Source organism: Leifsonia araucanica, from assembly GCF_051161895.1.
Classification (GTDB): domain Bacteria; phylum Actinomycetota; class Actinomycetes; order Actinomycetales; family Microbacteriaceae; genus Leifsonia.
In genome coordinates this window covers 423,086-439,120 of record NZ_JBMBTW010000002.1, presented here as the reverse complement: position 1 = coordinate 439,120, position 16,035 = coordinate 423,086, and the positions used below count along the sequence as shown (strand labels likewise).

15 protein-coding genes are annotated in these 16,035 nt (G+C 69.6%); 12 read left to right on the top strand and 3 right to left on the bottom strand.

Annotated features, from left to right (window positions below):
- Positions 1–70 precede the first annotated feature (70 nt).
- Entirely contained in the window at positions 71–1,225 is a 1,155-nt protein-coding gene (locus tag ACN6M5_RS02075) for an SLC13 family permease (protein WP_434948337.1), read from the bottom strand.
- Positions 1,226–1,339: 114 nt separating this feature from the next.
- On the opposite strand from ACN6M5_RS02075, the gene ACN6M5_RS02070 reads away from it, so the two are divergent.
- Both ACN6M5_RS02070 and ACN6M5_RS02065 read left to right on the top strand, forming a co-directional pair.
- Positions 1,340–1,537 carry a hypothetical protein gene (locus ACN6M5_RS02070; RefSeq protein ID WP_085369532.1) on the top strand — a complete coding sequence of 66 codons (198 nt, stop codon included), beginning with the start codon at positions 1,340–1,342 and terminating at the stop codon, positions 1,535–1,537.
- A gap of 139 nt (positions 1,538–1,676) precedes the next feature.
- Complete coding sequence (locus tag ACN6M5_RS02065; protein WP_434948336.1) at positions 1,677–2,093, top strand: hypothetical protein; 417 nt, start codon at positions 1,677–1,679, stop codon at positions 2,091–2,093.
- A 14-nt stretch (positions 2,094–2,107) separates the two neighbouring features.
- On the opposite strand, the gene ACN6M5_RS02060 is transcribed toward ACN6M5_RS02065, so the two are convergent.
- The gene (locus ACN6M5_RS02060) at positions 2,108–3,484 is read right to left on the bottom strand and encodes a glucose-6-phosphate dehydrogenase (protein WP_085369545.1); all 1,377 of its coding nucleotides are present in this window, start codon (positions 3,482–3,484) and stop codon (positions 2,108–2,110) included.
- Between the two features lie 30 nt (positions 3,485–3,514).
- Here ACN6M5_RS02060 and ACN6M5_RS02055 point away from each other — a divergent pair, with 30 nt between their 5' ends.
- From ACN6M5_RS02055 to ACN6M5_RS02045, 3 genes are read left to right on the top strand one after another with little or no spacing between them, the layout of a single operon-like run.
- Positions 3,515–5,332 (top strand): glycoside hydrolase family 15 protein, encoded by a 1,818-nt coding sequence (locus ACN6M5_RS02055; protein WP_434948335.1) that lies wholly within the window; start codon positions 3,515–3,517, stop codon positions 5,330–5,332.
- Between the two features lie 37 nt (positions 5,333–5,369).
- Positions 5,370–5,660 carry an ATP-dependent Clp protease adapter ClpS gene (gene clpS, locus ACN6M5_RS02050; protein WP_085369529.1) on the top strand — a complete coding sequence of 97 codons (291 nt, stop codon included), beginning with the start codon at positions 5,370–5,372 and terminating at the stop codon, positions 5,658–5,660.
- Positions 5,657–6,190, top strand: a complete 534-nt coding sequence (locus tag ACN6M5_RS02045; protein WP_434948334.1) for a DUF2017 family protein — start codon at positions 5,657–5,659, stop codon at positions 6,188–6,190. The genes clpS and ACN6M5_RS02045 overlap by 4 nt, the downstream gene beginning before the upstream one ends.
- A gap of 25 nt (positions 6,191–6,215) precedes the next feature.
- Here ACN6M5_RS02045 and ACN6M5_RS02040 read toward each other — a convergent pair whose 3' ends face one another.
- The gene (locus ACN6M5_RS02040) at positions 6,216–7,337 is read right to left on the bottom strand and encodes a baeRF8 domain-containing protein (RefSeq protein WP_434948333.1); all 1,122 of its coding nucleotides are present in this window, start codon (positions 7,335–7,337) and stop codon (positions 6,216–6,218) included.
- 122 nt (positions 7,338–7,459) lie between these two features.
- Here ACN6M5_RS02040 and ACN6M5_RS02035 point away from each other — a divergent pair, with 122 nt between their 5' ends.
- From ACN6M5_RS02035 to ACN6M5_RS02005, 7 genes are all read left to right on the top strand, one after another.
- On the top strand, positions 7,460–9,574 hold the full coding sequence (locus ACN6M5_RS02035) for a carbohydrate-binding protein (protein ID WP_434948332.1): 2,115 nt from the start codon (positions 7,460–7,462) through the stop codon (positions 9,572–9,574).
- A complete protein-coding gene (locus ACN6M5_RS02030) occupies positions 9,571–10,596 on the top strand; it encodes a LacI family DNA-binding transcriptional regulator (protein ID WP_434948331.1) in 1,026 nt (341 codons plus the stop codon). Before ACN6M5_RS02035 ends, ACN6M5_RS02030 begins: the two co-directional genes overlap by 4 nt.
- A gap of 19 nt (positions 10,597–10,615) precedes the next feature.
- The gene (locus ACN6M5_RS02025) at positions 10,616–11,908 is read left to right on the top strand and encodes an ABC transporter substrate-binding protein (RefSeq protein WP_434948330.1); all 1,293 of its coding nucleotides are present in this window, start codon (positions 10,616–10,618) and stop codon (positions 11,906–11,908) included.
- A 7-nt stretch (positions 11,909–11,915) separates the two neighbouring features.
- Positions 11,916–12,902, top strand: coding sequence for a carbohydrate ABC transporter permease (locus ACN6M5_RS02020; protein WP_434948329.1), 987 nt, complete (start codon positions 11,916–11,918; stop codon positions 12,900–12,902).
- Positions 12,899–13,795, top strand: coding sequence for a carbohydrate ABC transporter permease (locus ACN6M5_RS02015; RefSeq protein ID WP_085369522.1), 897 nt, complete (start codon positions 12,899–12,901; stop codon positions 13,793–13,795). The genes ACN6M5_RS02020 and ACN6M5_RS02015 overlap by 4 nt, the downstream gene beginning before the upstream one ends.
- Positions 13,796–13,863: 68 nt before the next feature.
- Complete coding sequence (locus ACN6M5_RS02010; RefSeq protein WP_434948328.1) at positions 13,864–14,937, top strand: glycoside hydrolase family 130 protein; 1,074 nt, start codon at positions 13,864–13,866, stop codon at positions 14,935–14,937.
- A complete protein-coding gene (locus tag ACN6M5_RS02005) occupies positions 14,934–16,004 on the top strand; it encodes a glycoside hydrolase family 130 protein (protein ID WP_434948327.1) in 1,071 nt (356 codons plus the stop codon). Before ACN6M5_RS02010 ends, ACN6M5_RS02005 begins: the two co-directional genes overlap by 4 nt.
- Positions 16,005–16,035: the final 31 nt, after the last annotated feature.

The following is a 16,035-nucleotide window of genomic DNA, read 5'->3' as shown; positions in this document are numbered from 1 at the left end:
GTTGTTCACGCCTGCGCCCGGCGCGTCGCGTGAATAAGTTCGGACTCGATGGTTTGGGGAGCGGGGCGGGTCAGAGGGTGGCGATGAGGGCGAGCGTCGCGAGGATGACGGTGAGCGGCGCGACGATGGCGCCGAGGAGGATGTAGCGGCTCCAGCGGATCTCGACGTCGAGCGACGTGAGCCTCTGGTGCCAGAGCAGCGTGGCCAGCGACGCCCACGGGGTGATCAGCGGCCCGGCGTTCACGCCGATCAGCAGCGCGACGAGCCGCGCTGGGCTGCCGGCGACCGGTTCGAGGGCGAGGTAGGCGGGGAGGTTGTCGATGGCGTTCGCACCGACCATCCCGGTCAGCGACAGCCGCAGCAGCGCGAGCGGCGAATCCCCCGTCCCCGACACCACGGCGAGCAGCTCGCCCAGGCCGACGGAGTGCAGCGCCTCGATGAACAGGAACAGACCGGACGCCAGCACGACGAGCTGCCACGGCACCAGCCCGAACCGGAGCACGGAGCGGCGGCGCACCAGGAACACCGCGCCGAGGACCACGGCGGCCCCCGTCGCGGGCATCCACACCGGGATGCCGGACACCAGTAGAGGCACAAGCGCGACCACCACGGCGGCGCTCCACCAGAACAGCACGGGGTCTTCGATGCCGTCGATGTCCCCGGTCTCGTAGCGGGTGAGCAGGCGGCGGCGGTAGATCAGGAAGATCGCGACGACGGGCACGACGATCGCCACGATGGCGGGCGCTGCGGTGAGCGCGGCGAACTGCAGCGGGCTCGGATCCCCCATCGCGTGCTGGGCCAGCAGGTTGGTCAGGTTCGACACCGGAAGCAGGAGCGAGCCGGTGTTCGCGAGCCACACGGTGGTGAGCGCGAACGGCAGAGGGTCGAGGCCGGCATGGCGGGCGAGCACGATGACCACCGGGGTGAGCAGCACGGCCGTGGTGTCGAGCGACAGGAAGATGGTGCTGAGCGCGGCAACGGCTGCCACCAGCAGCCAGAGCACCCAGGCCCGTCCGCGACCCCAGCGTGCCGTCTGCTGCGCGATGGCGGTGAACAGTCCAGCCTCGGCCGCCAGCTCGGTGACGACCGTGACGGCGACGACGAACAACAGGATGGGCCACACCCTGTCCCCGAGCTGCGCAGCGTCCTCCAGGGGGAGGATGCCGGTCGCAACAGCGACGATTCCGAGCAGGAGGAGAACAGCGCCGACGATCGCGGTGCGCATCCATCGTCCTTTCGTGTCGTGGGTGTGTTCGCTGCTGCGGTTCTCGACGCGGCTCTGCGAGCGTACGCTACGAAACGCACCCGGTAGCGTAGTGCCAGGAGCGAAAGGATGCGGATGCGCAAGTTCATCTTCAACGGAGCGATCATCAGTGCCGCCTTCGGGCTCTGGACGACCATCCAGACCACCCGCTCAGGCGCGAAGGACTGGCGGGTGCCCCTGCTGTGGATCAGCGCGGCCCTGTCGCTCGTCATCGCGGTCGGCACGGTGCTCGAAGAGTCGAAAGAAGCCGAGATCAGCGAGAAATCGCGCTGATCGCACGGCGTGTCCGCGCCGAATCTGAGATTTCTTCCAGGACACTTGTATTCAAGTGTAAGAACAGCCTGGAAGGGGTTGGATCATGTTTGGTCGTAGGCGGCACGCCGCCGCGGTTCCGGCGGCTCCGGTTCCACAATTGACGGACGCCCAGATCCTCGAACTCGTCCACGGCAAAGTGGCCGAGTTGATCGGTGAGTGCGGTGAATGGACCGTGTCCCGACGCGCCGCAGACGACACCGACACGATCTTCCACTCGGTCCTCGCCCAATCGGTCAGCCTCAGCATCACGACGGCCCTCGTGGAGGCACGTCAGCGCGTCGCCGCCGGCGAGACCATCGCGACCGCCGAGCCGCAGCACCTCGCCGCGGACGCCCCTGCCTCCGAGCCCGTCGCGGCCGACGAGACCGCTGTGACGGTCGAGGCGGACACGACGACGGAGTCCGACGAGCCGGCCGCCTTCGGCTGGGAGCCCGCGCCGATCACCGTCTGGACCGACCTGCGCAAGCCGGTCACCGGCGAGATCCCCACCCTCACCGAGCGCTCCGCCGCCTAGCGCCCAGCCTCCGGCTAGCCGAGCGGGTGCCACGCGGCGGGCCCGCGTGAGCCTGCGCGGTATGTGGTCAGCGGGACGGCGTCCTTCTTCCACTCGCTGATCACCGGGGCGACGATGCGCCAGCACTCCACAGCGGTGTCTCCGCGCACCGACAGCGACGGGTCGCCGTCGAGGATCCCCTCCAGGACCTCCCCGTATGCGAGCAGCTCGCCAGGGCCGAACTCCACCGACAGGGATGCGCGCTCGATCGCGGTCGGGTCGCCAGGGCCGTTGATGTTCAGGTCGAGCGACATCTCGTCCGGCGCGAGCATGATCCGCAGCTTGGTCGGCTCCTTCACGCCCGTCAGCCCGGTCGGGATGTGCGGGGCCGGCTTGAAGGTGACCACGATCTCGCGGCGCCTCTCCCCCAGTGCCTTGCCCGAACGCAGCGTGAACGGCACACCCGCCCAGCGCCAGGTGTCGATCTGGAAGGTCACCTCGGCGAGCGTCTCCGTCTCCCTGTCCGGGTCGACGCCCGGCTCCTTGACGTAGGACGGCACCTTGGCGCCCTCCACCGTGCCCGCCGTGTACCTCGCGCGCCTGCTCGACTCCACCGGGCTGTCGTTCCACACGCGGGTGGCGCGGAGCACAGCGCCCTTCGCATCCCGGATGTCCTGGGCGCCCATCGTCGACGGCGGCTCCATCGCCAGCACGGCGAGCACCTGCAGCAGGTGGCTCTGGATCATGTCGACCAGCGCGCCCGCCTTGTCGTAGTAGCGCGCCCTGCCTTCGAGGCCGAGGGTCTCGTCGTAGATCACGTCGACCCTGTCCACGTGCTGGCCGTTCCACAGCGGCTCGAAGATGCGGTTCGCGAAGCGCAGTCCCACCAGGTTGAACACGGTCGACCGTCCGAGGAAGTGGTCGACCCGGTGGATCTGGTCCTCCGGCACGAGCTTCGCGAGCTGGGCGTTCAACGCGATCGCGCTGCGCCGGTCCGTGCCGAACGGCTTCTCCAGGGCGAGCGTCAAACCTGTGGGAAGTTTCAGCTTCTCGAGGGCCTTGCAGGCGAGCGCGGCGACCGCGGGAGGCAGTGCGAAGTACAGCGCGGGCACCCCGTCTGCTGCGTCGAGGATGCGCTGCAGGTCGTCCGGCGAAGTGACGTCGGCGCTGAGGTATGTCGTGCCGGAGAGGATCGCATCCACCGCCGGGCCGCTGGCCTTCATCGTCTTGAAGGCCGCGCGGACCACGGAACGCCAGTGCGCGTCCGTCCAGTCCTCCGTGCCGGACCCGACCAGTTTCACCGAGCGCTCCGGGTGGTCGGTCAGCAGCTGTCCGAGTGCGGGGAGGAGGAGTCTGGACGAGAGATCGCCGCTCGCTCCGAGAATCACGAGAGTGGTCACCGACTGCGTCATGTCCATCACAGTACGGCCATACTGGAAGACATGTCGCTCCCCATCGAGGATTACGCCCTGATCAGTGACTGCTTCACGGGGGCCCTCGTCGGACGGGACGGCAGCATCGACTGGCTGTGCCTCCCCCGCTACGACGCGCAGTCGATGTTCGGCTCGCTGCTCGGCACGGAGGACCACGGGCGCTGGCTGCTCGCGCCCAGCGATCCGGATGCGCGCTCCGTGCGCCGCTACGAGGGCGACACGATGATCCTCGTCACCACCTGGACCACCGACAGCGGCGAGGTCGAGGTCACGGACGCGATGCCGATGGGCGACGGCCGGGCCGACCTGGTCAGGAGGGTGCGCGGCATCCGGGGCACTGTGCGGATGCGGCAGGATCTGCGCATCCGGTTCGGATACGCCAGCGCCATCCCGTGGGTGCGCAAGGACGACTCCGAGCATCCGCCCGCGCTCATCGCCGTAGCAGGGCCGGACGCCATCGTCGTGCGCGGCTCAGCACTGCGGGCGACCGACCACGCGCACTCCGGCGAGTTCGCGATCATCGCCGGCGAGACCATCGACCTCAGCCTCACCTGGTTCCGGTCGCACAGGCACACCCCGTCTGCTCCGAACGTGGAGAAGGCGCTCGCCCGCACCCGCGACTGGTGGTCGAAGTGGGCGGAGGGCTGCCAGCACGACGGGCCGTACCGCGACGAGGTCGTGCGGTCGCTTCTGCTGCTGCGGGCCCTGACGCACCTGCAGACCGGTGGGATCGTCGCGGCGGCGACCACCTCGCTGCCGGAGAGCTTCGGCGGGGAACGCAACTGGGACTACCGGTACGTCTGGCTCCGGGATGCGTCGCTCACCATCTCCGCGCTGCTCGCCCACGGCTACGACGACTACGTCGACCACTGGAGGGACTGGCTGCTGCGCGCCGTCGCCGGAGATCCGGGCGACGTGCAGATCATGTACGGCCTCTCCGGTGAGCGCGACCTCTCCGAGCGCATCATCACGACCCTGCCCGGCTATCAGGGCGCCGCTCCCGTGCGGAACGGCAACGAGGCATCCACTCAGTTCCAGGCCGACGTGATCGGCGAGGTGATGCTCGCCCTCGACCACGGCCGCAGGAACGGCGTTGCCGAGACCCGGCTGTCCTGGGCGCTGCAGCGCGCACTGATGGGCTACCTCGAAGACCATTGGCACGAGGCGGACCACGGCATCTGGGAGATCCGGGGAACCCCGCGGTTCTTCACGCACTCGCGCGCGCTGGTCTGGGCGGCATTCGACTGCGCGATCCGCGCGGTGGAGGACCACGGGCTCGACGGGCCCGTCGACCGCTGGCGGCAGCGCAGGGACGAGGTGCGCGCCGACGTGGAGGCGCACGGCTTCGACAAGGAGCGCGGGACGTACGTGCAGCACTTCGGCACCACCGAGGTGGACGCCTCCCTGCTGCAGCTGGCGCAGGTCGGCTACTGCGACTGGAACGACCCGCGGATGCTCGGCACCGTGCGCGCGCTGGAGTCCGACCTGATGCGCGACGGCCTGCTGCTGCGCTACCGCACCGAGAACGGGGTGGACGGGTTGCCGCCCGGCGAGCATCCCTTCCTCGCCTGCTCGTTCTGGCTGGTGGAGCAGTACGCCCGCTCGGGCAGGGTGGACGATGCGCGCGAGCTGATGGACAGGCTGGTCGCGCTCGCCAACGACGTCGGCATGCTGTCGGAGGAGTACGACGTCTCCGGCGGCTCCCAGGCGGGCAACACGCCGCAGGCGCTCACCCACCTGACGCTCGTGCGGGCGGCGGATGCCATCTCCGACGCCCTCGGGCTCGGGCACGAACCGACCAGGGATGTCGTGCGCGGCCGGCGGTAGACTCTGTGACCGTGTTCCACCTCCCTGAGGACGCGTCGTGACCGACGCGTCGACCATCGAAGAGACCGAGCTCGGCGAACGCCTGGAGCTCGGATCGCCCTGGGTGACCATCGTCTGGAACGACCCCGTCAACCTGATGTCGTACGTGAGCTACGTCTTCCAGAGCTATTTCGGCTTCCCGCGCTCCGAGGCCGAGCGGCTGATGCTGCTCGTGCACAACGCCGGCCGCGCGGTCGTCGCGACGGGGACGCGCGAGGAGATGGAGCGGCACGTCGAGGCGATGCACGACTTCGGGCTCTGGGCCACCCTGACCAAGGCGGACGAGTGAAGCCGTTCCGGCGCGCGAGGGACGGCGCCATCGTCGCCGTGTTCGAGCGCGAGGAGGCCGAGATCATCGCCCGGCTGGCCTCGGAGTCGGCGGAACTGGTCGAGGCCGTGCGGTCCGGGGTCGACCCGGCGAGCGATCCGGCCCTGCTGCGGCTGCTCCCGGATGCGTACCCCGACGACGCCGAGGCGTCCGTCGAGTTCCGGCGGTTCACGACGGACGGGCTCGCCGAGCGCAAGGCGCTGAACGCCGTGACCGTGGTGGAGGCGCTGAGCGCGGCGGGCGGCGGCAGCGGCGGCGGCGGCTCGGCGCGCGGGCGCATCGAGGTGCGGCTGGACGCGCAGGAGGCGACAGCGTGGATGCGCGCGATCGGCGACATCCGGCTGGTGCTCGCCTCCCGGCTCGGCATCGTCGAGGACGGGGACGACGGCGACGTGCACGACGACGAGACCGCGATGCTGCGCGCGATCTACGACTGGCTCGCGTTCGTGCAGGACACGCTCGTCGGCGCGGTGTGGAAGGGCGCGCGCTGAGACACGCGCGGATGCGCGCCCCCGGTCAGACCGGGAAGCGCACCGCCGCCGCCGCAGGAGCGCCGCCGGGGATCTCCTCCGCGCGCAGCGCGTACACGGTCGCCTTCGAGCCGAGTGCTCTGCGCAGGATCTCGTCGACGACACCGTAGTTGCCGGGCTCGTCCTCGTCCGCGTACGTGATGGCACCCGTCTCCTCGTCGAGCGTGCCTGGCACGCGCCGGTCGATGTCGACCACGATCGACTCGACGGCACCGTATGTCGCCGCCCTGGCCATGTCGCTGAGGTCGGTGGTGGCCGTTCCGGCCGCCAGCCGCGCCTCGAAGTCCGCCTTCAGGGCTTCGGCCTTCCGCGCGTACACCGCGTCCAGGATGAGGCGAGCCTCCGCCGCGAGCTCCTCGTCCGTCTTGTCCTCCGGGTTGCCCGTGATCGTCTCGGGCACCAGCTTCGGGTAGGTGTTCACGTTGCGGAAGATGCCGATGAGGGGTTCGGCCGCCGCCAGGATGAGCGGGTCGGTCGAGTTGGCGAGGATGGGGTGCAGGGCGCGCTCGATCGCCTGGACGTACTCGCGCATCCTGACCTTCTGGCCCTCCGAGCCTTGGATGCGCCCATCCGGTGCCCGGCCGTTGATCGAGGCGACCCCGGCCGCGTCCGCGACGTCCTTCGGCAGCCCTGGGACATCGACGGTCGCCGCCGGCGCCTGCGGGGACACCTGGATGAGACGCACCGAGTTCTGCGCGAGCGCGAGGATCAGCGCCGTCTGCGGGAACGTGATCGTGCGCAGCAGCGGCTTGACGTAGAAGCGGTCGGCGATGTCGCAGGACGACCCCAGCCGGTTCGGCAGCCGGAAGGTCTCGCTGAGCTCGCCGTCGAGGAACACCGCAAGCGACCGCGACTGGTATCGCCAGAAGTCCCTGTCCTCCAGGATCGCCTCGCCCTCGCGCTGGATGGCGGCGATCCGCTGCTTCGGGGTGCCGTCCTCCTCGAGCTTCTTGACCGCCTGCGCGAGGTGGTTCTTCAGTTCGATCCTGGCGCGGTCCGCCTCGGCGGGGACGGTGCCTGTCGGCAGGTAGATGGTCACGGAGCCCGGTTGCCTCAACGCCGCGAACCTCTCGATGTCGGCCTTCGTGGGAATGTCTTTGTATTCCATTTCCGACTCCCTCGGTCGAGTGCTGTCCGGTCTCGCCAGTCTGGTCGTGCCCCCTCCCGTTGACAAGCCCCGAAAACGCGCCTACCGTCACCTAAACCGGTTTAGACACAAAGGACGCGACGATGCGAGACCTCCGAAACCACCCAGTACGACGCCGCTCGACGGCGATCTTCGCCCTCATCCTCGGCGGCACGATGGCCGCCACGCTCGGCGCGCTTCCCGCGCAGGCCGTCGTCCCCGCGGCGACCACCGCATCCACTGTCGCAGCCACCGGGACGGCTGCCACCGCCGCGGCTCCGGCGAAGCTGACGAACCTCGCGCACCTCGACTGGCTGCAGGCCGACGTCCCCCTGCTGCCCGGCGTCGACGGCCACACGACGTACCGCCAGGCCGAGGAGCCGACCGCCCGCGCACCGTGGGTCTACGCCGACCGCAACTCCGACGGGACCTTCCGTCGCGTCGGCGGAGGGCCGATCACCGACGCAGCGAAGGGCTGGTACGCGCAGGGCGCCTTCGACGCCGATGACATCTCCCGGGCCGCCGTCGTCTACCTGCGCGACTGGGCGCAGAACGGCACGGCCAGCAGCAAGCTGTCCGCGTACGAACTGCTGCGCTCGCTCACCTACCTGCAGACCACGTCCGGCCCGAACGCGGGCGGCGTCGTGCTCTGGCAGCAGTCAGACGGCACCATGAACCCGTCGGCCATCCCGGTCGAGCTTCCCGACCCGAGCGACTCTGCCGAGTCGTTCTGGCTCGCGCGCACCGTCTGGGCGCTCGGAGAAGGCTACGCGGGCTTCGCAGCCACCGACCCGGCGTTCGCCTCGTTCCTGAGAGACCGGATGGACCTCTCCCTCTCCGCCCTGCAGCGCCAGTCGCTGTCGAAGTACGGCACCACGGCCCAGGCCAACGGGGTCACCGTCCCTGCCTGGCTGATCGTGGGAAGCGCGAGCGCCACCAGCGAGGCGGTGCTCGGCCTCAGCGCGTACGTGAAGGCGGCGCCGGGCGATCAGGCGGCGGCCACGGCGCTCTCCCGCTACGCGGAGGGCATCGCGGGGCTCGCCAGCGGCGGCATCGGGCAGTGGCCGTTCGGCGCGCTCCTGCCGGAGGCCAACTCCCCCACGTTCTGGCACGCCTGGGGCGGGATGGAGCCCGCTGCCCTCTCGCGCGCGGCGACCGTGCTCGGCAGGCAAGACCTGCAGAAGACCGCCGCGACGGACGCCGCCCAGTTCACCGCCCAGCTCCTCGCCTCGGGCGGCCCGGACAACGGCTGGACGCCGACCCCGGCGGACACCACGCAGATCGCCTACGGCGTCGACTCGCGCCTCGAAGGGCTGCTGTCCGTCGCCGACGCGACCGGCGCATCCGGACTCACCCAGCTGGCGGCAGCCCAGGCGGCCTGGTACTTCGGCGCCAACCCGGCCAGCGTCCCCGTCTACGACCCGGCCACCGGCGTGTGCGTCGACGGGATCGGGGCGGACACGACCGTGAACCGCAACTGCGGCGCGGAGTCGGTCATCCACACCGAGCTGTCGATGCTGGCACTGGATGCGCATCCCGCCGTCGCCGCGCAGGCCACGGCCCTCAGCCGCACCACCGCGACGGACGGCCTCACGGTCGTCGAAGCGGAGAACGGCGCGCTGACCGGGTCGGCCACCGTGGTCACGCCGCCCTCGGCGTGGACGGGATCGGCCAACTGGTCGGGCGGGAAGTACGTGACCGCGAAGGCCGGGGATACGATCACGCTGACGCTGCGGGCCGGGCACGCTCTCGCGAGCATCCTGCCCATCGCCGACCTCGGCTCCGGAGGATCGGGCACGACCGTCTGGACGGCCACGGCCGGGCGGATCACGCTCCCGATCGGCACGACCGTCAACGCGGCGGCCGAAGCCCAGGGCATCGCGCCCACCACGGTGCACCTCAAGCCGCAGACGCTGCCGGTCCCCGTGCTCCCCGCTGTCCGCACCGTCACGGCGCGCGTCGGCGGACCGGTCAGCCTCGACGCCGTGCTCGTGCAGCCGGCGGTGTCGCACCTCGGGCTGGCCGGCGCATCCACCGGGCTCGACGTGTACGTCAACGGCACGAAGCTGCCGACGCTGACGAAGCTCGCAGGCACCGGCCCCGTGACCGTGACCCGGTACGACAAGACCGGCCACCAGGTCGGCTCCCCCGCGAAGCTCGGCGGTCACGCCGTGGTCGTCGTCGAGGCCGGAGGATTCACGACGGTGGTGCCCCGATGAGCGCGGCGACGGTCACGATCAACGACGTCGCCAAGGCGGCGGGCGTGAGCAAGGGGCTCGTCTCCCTCGCGCTCAACGACCGCCGCGGGGTGGCGCCGGACACCCGTGACCGCATCCTGACGGTGGCGCGCGAGATGGGCTGGAGTCCCAACCCGGGCGCCAGAGGTCTCAGCACGAAGCGGGCGTACGCCCTCGGCCTGATCCTCCGCCGCGACCCGCGCACCATCGAGGTCGACCCGTTCTTCCCCGCGTTCATCGCCGGTGTGGAGACGGTGCTCGCCGAACGCGCGCAGGTGCTCGTGCTCACCGTCGTGCCGGACGAGGAAGCGGAGCGGCGCGCGTACAGCAGGCTGGCCGCCGACAAGCGGGTCGACGGCTTCCTGCTCACCGACCTGCTCGCGCACGACGAGCGCATCCCGTACATCCACGGGCTCGGGATGCAGGCGGTGTCGCTCGGCGAGCCGGGCAACGATACGCCGTTCCCCGTCATCACCCGGGACTACGACGCCGGCATCGACGACCTCGTCTCCCACCTCATCGGTCTCGGCCACCGGAGGATCGTGCACGTCTCCGGCGACGAGAGGATGCTGCACGGCCGCAAGCGGCGCGAACGGTACGAGCACGCGATGCTCGCCGCCGGGCTGACGCCGGTCGTCGTGCCCACCGACTTCTCGCCCGAACAGGGCGCGGAGGCCACCAAGGCGCTGCTCGACGGGCCGGACCGGCCCACCGCGATCGTCTACGGCAACGACCCGATGGCCATCGCCGGGATGGGCGTCGCGCACGAGCGCGGCCTCCGGCTCCCCCAGGACCTCTCGATCACGGGCCTCGACGGCTCGCAGATCGGGACGTACGTCTACCCGTCGCTGACCACCATCGACAACGACCCGACCGGATGGGGCATCGCCGCCGCCACCGCACTGCTGCGGCTGGTGGAAGACGGCGAGCCGGCCGACGTCGCCCTGCCCCCTGCACGACTCGTCGTGCGCGCATCGACCGCGGCACCCGCCGGCGGCGAGTGAAACACAAAGGAACGAAAGAATGCAAAGACGCAGGATCATCCTCAGCATCGTCACCGCCGGTGCCATCGCCGGTGCCCTCGCGGCCTGCGGGTCGAGCGGGGGCGGCTCGTCCGACGCCATGAAGGCGAAGGGCCCGATCACCATCTGGTACTCGAACAACGAGCAGGAGGTGCAGTGGGGCAAGGCGATGGTCTCCTCCTGGAACTCCGCCCACCCCAAGGAGCAGATCAAGGCGCAGGAGGTTCCGGCCGGCAAGAGCACGGAGGAAGTGCTCGGCGCGGCCATCACCGCGGGCACGACACCCTGCCTGGTGTTCAACAACCTCCCCGCCGTCACCGGTCAGTTCGAGAAGCAGGGCGGCCTCGTCGACCTGTCGAAGTTCTCCGACGGCGACTCGTACATCCAGGCCAGGAGCGGAAGCGCCGCCGATCAGTACAAGTCGGCGGACGGCGACTTCTACCAGATGCCGTGGAAGCAGAACCCCGTGATGATCTTCTACAACAAGGACATCTTCGCGAAGGCCGGACTCAACCCGGACAACCCCGACCTGTCGACATACGACAAGTTCCTGACGGCCGCGAAGCAGGTCACCTCCAGCGGCGCGGCGCAGTACGCCATCTACCCAGCACCGACCAGCGAGTTCTTCCAGCCGAACTTCGACTACCTGCCCCTCCTGGCCGCCCAGACCGGAGGCAAGGGTCTGATCGAGAACGGCAAGGCCACGATCGACAGCGCGGACGGCCTCGAGGTCGCAAACTTCTGGAAGAGCATCTACTCACAGGGCCTTGCGGGCAAGGAGCAGTTCCAGGGCGACGCGTTCGCCGACGGTAAGTCGGCCATGGCCATCGTCGGCCCGTGGGCCATCGCGTATTACGGAGACAAGGTGAAGTGGGGATCCGTGCCCGTCCCGACCAAGGACGGCGTCGCGGCAGACAAGACGTACACCTTCCCCGACGCCAAGAACGTCGGTATGTACACCTCCTGCAAGAACCAGGGCACGGCGTGGGATGTGCTCAAGTTCGCCACGAGCAAGGACCAGGACAACAAGCTCCTGAACGTCACAGGCCAGATGCCGATCCGTGACAACCTCGCCTCCGTCTACGCCGACTACTTCGCCGCCCACCCGGCGTACAAGGAGTTCGGCGCCCAGTCGGCGCGCACGGTCGACGACCCGTCCGGCCCGAACACCGTCGCGCAGCTGCAGGCGCTCCGGGATGCGTACACCAAGTCCGTGATCTCCGGCTCCGGCAGCGTGGAGGACGCGTTCAAGGCGGCGGCCGAGAAGATCGACTCGCTGCAGAACAAGAAGTAGGCGGAGCATGTCCAGCATCCGCACCACCACCACGGCGGCCGGGGGCGGCAACGCCCCCGCCGCCGGGCGGCAGCCACACGGCGGCAGAGAGAACCAGGCCGCCAAGCCGCTGCTTCAGCGCATCTTCGGACGGAACCCGCTCGGCTGGCTGTTCAGCGCGCCGTATCTGATCTTCGTGATCGTGATCTTCGCGTACCCGCTGCTGTTCGCGATCTACATGTCGTTCTTCGACTACTTCTTCGCGGCTCCTGGAGCGAACGTCGACCGCCCGTTCGTCGGTCTCGACAACTACGTGACGGCGTTCACCGACCCCGCCGTGCTGCAGTCGTTCGCGAACGTCGGCATCTTCCTCGTCATCAACGTGCCGTTGACGGTCGTGCTCAGCCTGGTGCTGGCGAGCGGCCTGAACAGCATCAAGCGGTTCCGCACCTTCCTGCGGGTCAGCTACTACGTGCCGTACGTCACGGCGAGCGTCGCGATCATCGGCGTCTGGCTGTTCCTGTTCAACCAGGACGGCCTGGTCAACCAGATCCTCGGGCCGCTGGCGCCGAACCCCACCTGGTTCGTCAACCCGACCCTGGCGATGCCGATGATCGCCATCTACGTCACCTGGAAGCAGCTCGGCTTCTACATCCTGCTCTACCTGGCCGCGTTGCAGAACGTGCCGACCGAGCTCTACGAGTCGGCGGCGACCGACGGGGCGGGCCGGGTGCGGCAGTTCTTCTCCGTGACGATCCCCGGCGTCCGGCCGGCGACGGTCCTGGTGCTGCTGCTGTCGACCATCGTCGGCGCCAACCTGTTCACCGAGCCGTACCTGCTGACGGGAGGCGGAGGGCCGAACGGCGCATCCACGTCCCCCGTGCTGCTGATCTACCAGCAGGGCATCCAGCAGGGCCACCCGGGATACGCGGCCGCGATCGGCATCGTCCTGGTCGTGGTGGTGCTCATCATCGCTTTCTTGCAGAACCGATTCGCGGGAGACAGAGAATCATGACGACGACAGCAGCCCCGGCCCGCAAACGCCGGAAGACCGATCTGTCCTCTCCCCGGCAGCTCAGCAGGGGGCAGGCGGTGCTGCAGGGCATCGTGCTCACCATCGGCGCGCTGGCGTTCCTGTTCCCGTTCTATTACATGCTCGTCGGCTCCCTGCAGGCGTCTCCGGACACGACGGTCGCCGGCGCCTTCCCGACGCCCGGCAACCTGACGTTCAACAACTACGTCAACATCAACGACCGCATCAACCTGTGGAGCGGGCTCGCCAGCTCGGGGATCTTCACCGGCGGCGTGCTGCTCTGCACGGTCGTGTTCGGCCTGCTCGCCGGGTACGCGCTGTCCATCCTGCGGTGGCGGGGGCGCGGCGTGACGTTCGCGCTGGCGCTGCTCGTGCAGGTGGTGCCGTTCCAGCTGCTGATGGTTCCGCTCTACGTGCTGATCGCGCGCAACTACGGTCTCGCCGACAACTATCTCGGCATGATCCTGCCGTTCGCGATCAACTCGACGGCGGTGCTGATCTTCCGGCAGTACTTCCTGCAGATCCCGAAGGAACTGTTCGACGCGGCCAGGATCGACGGGGCGGGCGAGTTCATGATCCTGCGCAGGGTGGCGCTCCCGCTGGTACGACCGGCGCTGGTGACCGTGCTGCTGCTGACCTTCATCGGGCCGTGGAACGAGTTCCTCTGGCCGTTCCTGATCACCAAGGAGCAGACGATGCAGCCGCTCGCCGTCTCGCTGGCGAACTACATCAGCACGGTCGCCGCCTCCACCACGAACCCGTACGGCGCGATCCTCGCCGGAGCGGTCGTGCTGGCCGCGCCGGTGGTGGTGCTGTTCATCGTGTTCCAGCGCTACTTCACGTCGACGGACATCGGCTCCGGTGTGAAGGGCTGACCCGCATCCACGGGGCGCCGACCCACCATCCCCTTTCCGCCCATCCCTTATTCCGACCGAGGAGTACCGTGAAAGCCGTCGACACCGACGACCTCCGAGAGAGCTTCGCCGAAGCCCTCGCCCACACCAACGCGCTCACCGACCGCATCTCGACCGACCAGTTCTCCGCCCACTACGCGGAGACGCCGCCGTGGGCGATCGGGCCGTTCGCCCGGGATGCGTCGTTCACCTTCCGGCTGGACGGCCAGTGGGACGACCCCACCGGCATCGGCTGGACGAGCGACGCGATCTTCAACCCGACCGTGATCGAGCGCGACGGAGCCCTGCACCTCTTCTACCGCGCCTCCCCGCGGAAAGAGTCGACGGCCAGCCGCATCGGCCACGCCGTGCGCAGGGACGGGGTGTGGACGGACTCGCCCGCCAACCCGGTGATCTACCCGACGCTCGAGAACGAGGTGCTCGGCTGCGAAGATCCCAAGGTCTACGGGGTCGACGGCCGCTACGTCCTGTTCTACAACGCCATCCGCCGCACGGAGACGGGCGAGGTGGCCTGCGACATCATGGTCGCCACCTCCGACGACCTGGAGCACTGGGAGAAGCAGGGCCTCGCCGTGCCGTACGACGTGTCGCAGAACTGGGCGAAAGGCGCGGTGGTGCCCCGGGATGCGGACGGGGACGCCGTGCGGATCGGCGGCGAGTACCTGATGTTCCTCTCCGAGGGCTGCGGAGGGCGCCAGATGATCGGCCGCTCCGACGACCTCGTGCACTGGACCTTGGCCGAGCAGCCGTACCTCGACCTCACCCCGCTGAACGGCTCGCTCTACGAGGTGGCCTGCGCGGTGGTCGACGGCGACGACCTCGTGCTCGACTTCTTCTACGCGGACGAGCACGGCGACTTCGCCGCGGCGCAGGCGCTCTACGCGCAATCCGCCCCGTTCACGCAGCTCGCCATCAACCGCGGCGGCTCGCTCGCCTGGGGAGGGCTGCAGACACTCGACGGCGACTGGACGTTCGCCCAGGGCTGGGATGCTCCGCCCGGCTCCCGCGAGATGTACTTCTACCGTTCCACCCGCCGCACCGACCGCAACGACCGCGCCGACCGCGACCGCAACGACCGCACCATCGCAGAGGAGGAAGCATGAGCTCCCCCGACGACTTCCCGTACGCCCTCACCAGAGCGGGCGTGATCATGACCCCGGAGCCCGGCAACCCGCTGGAGGCGGAGGGTGTGCTCAACCCGGCCACCGGCCACGCGCCGGACGGCACGCTGTACCTGTTGCCGAGACTGGTGGCGGAGGGCAACGTCTCCCGCGTCGGGCTCGCCAGGGTGGACATCGAGGGCGGCGTCCCGGTCGGCGTCACCCGCGAGGCGGTCGTGCTGGAGCCGGAGCGGGAGTGGGAGTCCGGCGCGAACAACGCGGGCGTCGAGGACCCGCGCGTGACGTTCATCCCGGCTCTCGGCACGCACGTGATGACGTACGTGGCGTTCGGCCCGCTCGGCCCGCGCACGGCGGTCGCCGTCTCCGACGACCTCCGCTCCTGGCAGCGCCTCGGCCCGGTGACCTTCGAGTACGACGACGCCCTCGGCGTCGACCTCGGGCTCTACCACAACAAGGACACGGTGTTCTTCCCCGAGCCCGTGGTCGCGCCGGACGGCACCCCCAGCCTCGCGGTGCTGCACCGCCCGGTCTGGGAGCTCGGCGAGGTGCGCCCCGGCGAAGGCAACCGTCCGCCGGCCACCGTGCCTGACCCGCGCCCCAGCATCTGGATCGCCTTCATCCCCCTGGATGCGGTCCTCGCCGACCGCAGAGAGCTCGCCCGCTGGCGCGGCAACCGCTTCCTGGCCGGCCCCGAGCATCCCTTCGAGGAGCTGAAGATCGGCGCAGGTCCAGCGCCGATCCGCGTCCCGGAGGGCTGGCTGCTCCTGCACCACGGCGTGACGGGCGTGATCGTCAACGCGATGGCCCAGCAGCAGAACGTCAACTACGGCGCCGGCGCGATGATCCTCGACGCCGACGAGCCCTGGCGGGTCATCGACCGCACAGACGCCCCGCTCCTCGAGGCAGAGACAGAGGACGAGCGCAGCGGCATCGTGCCGAACGTGGTGTTCCCGACGGCGATCGAGACCATCGACGGCCAGCGCTACGTGTTCTACGGGATGGCCGACTCGAAGATCGGGGTGGCGCGGCTGGACCGCACAGAGAAGTGACGAACGCCCGGCGCGAACCCCTCGCGCCGGG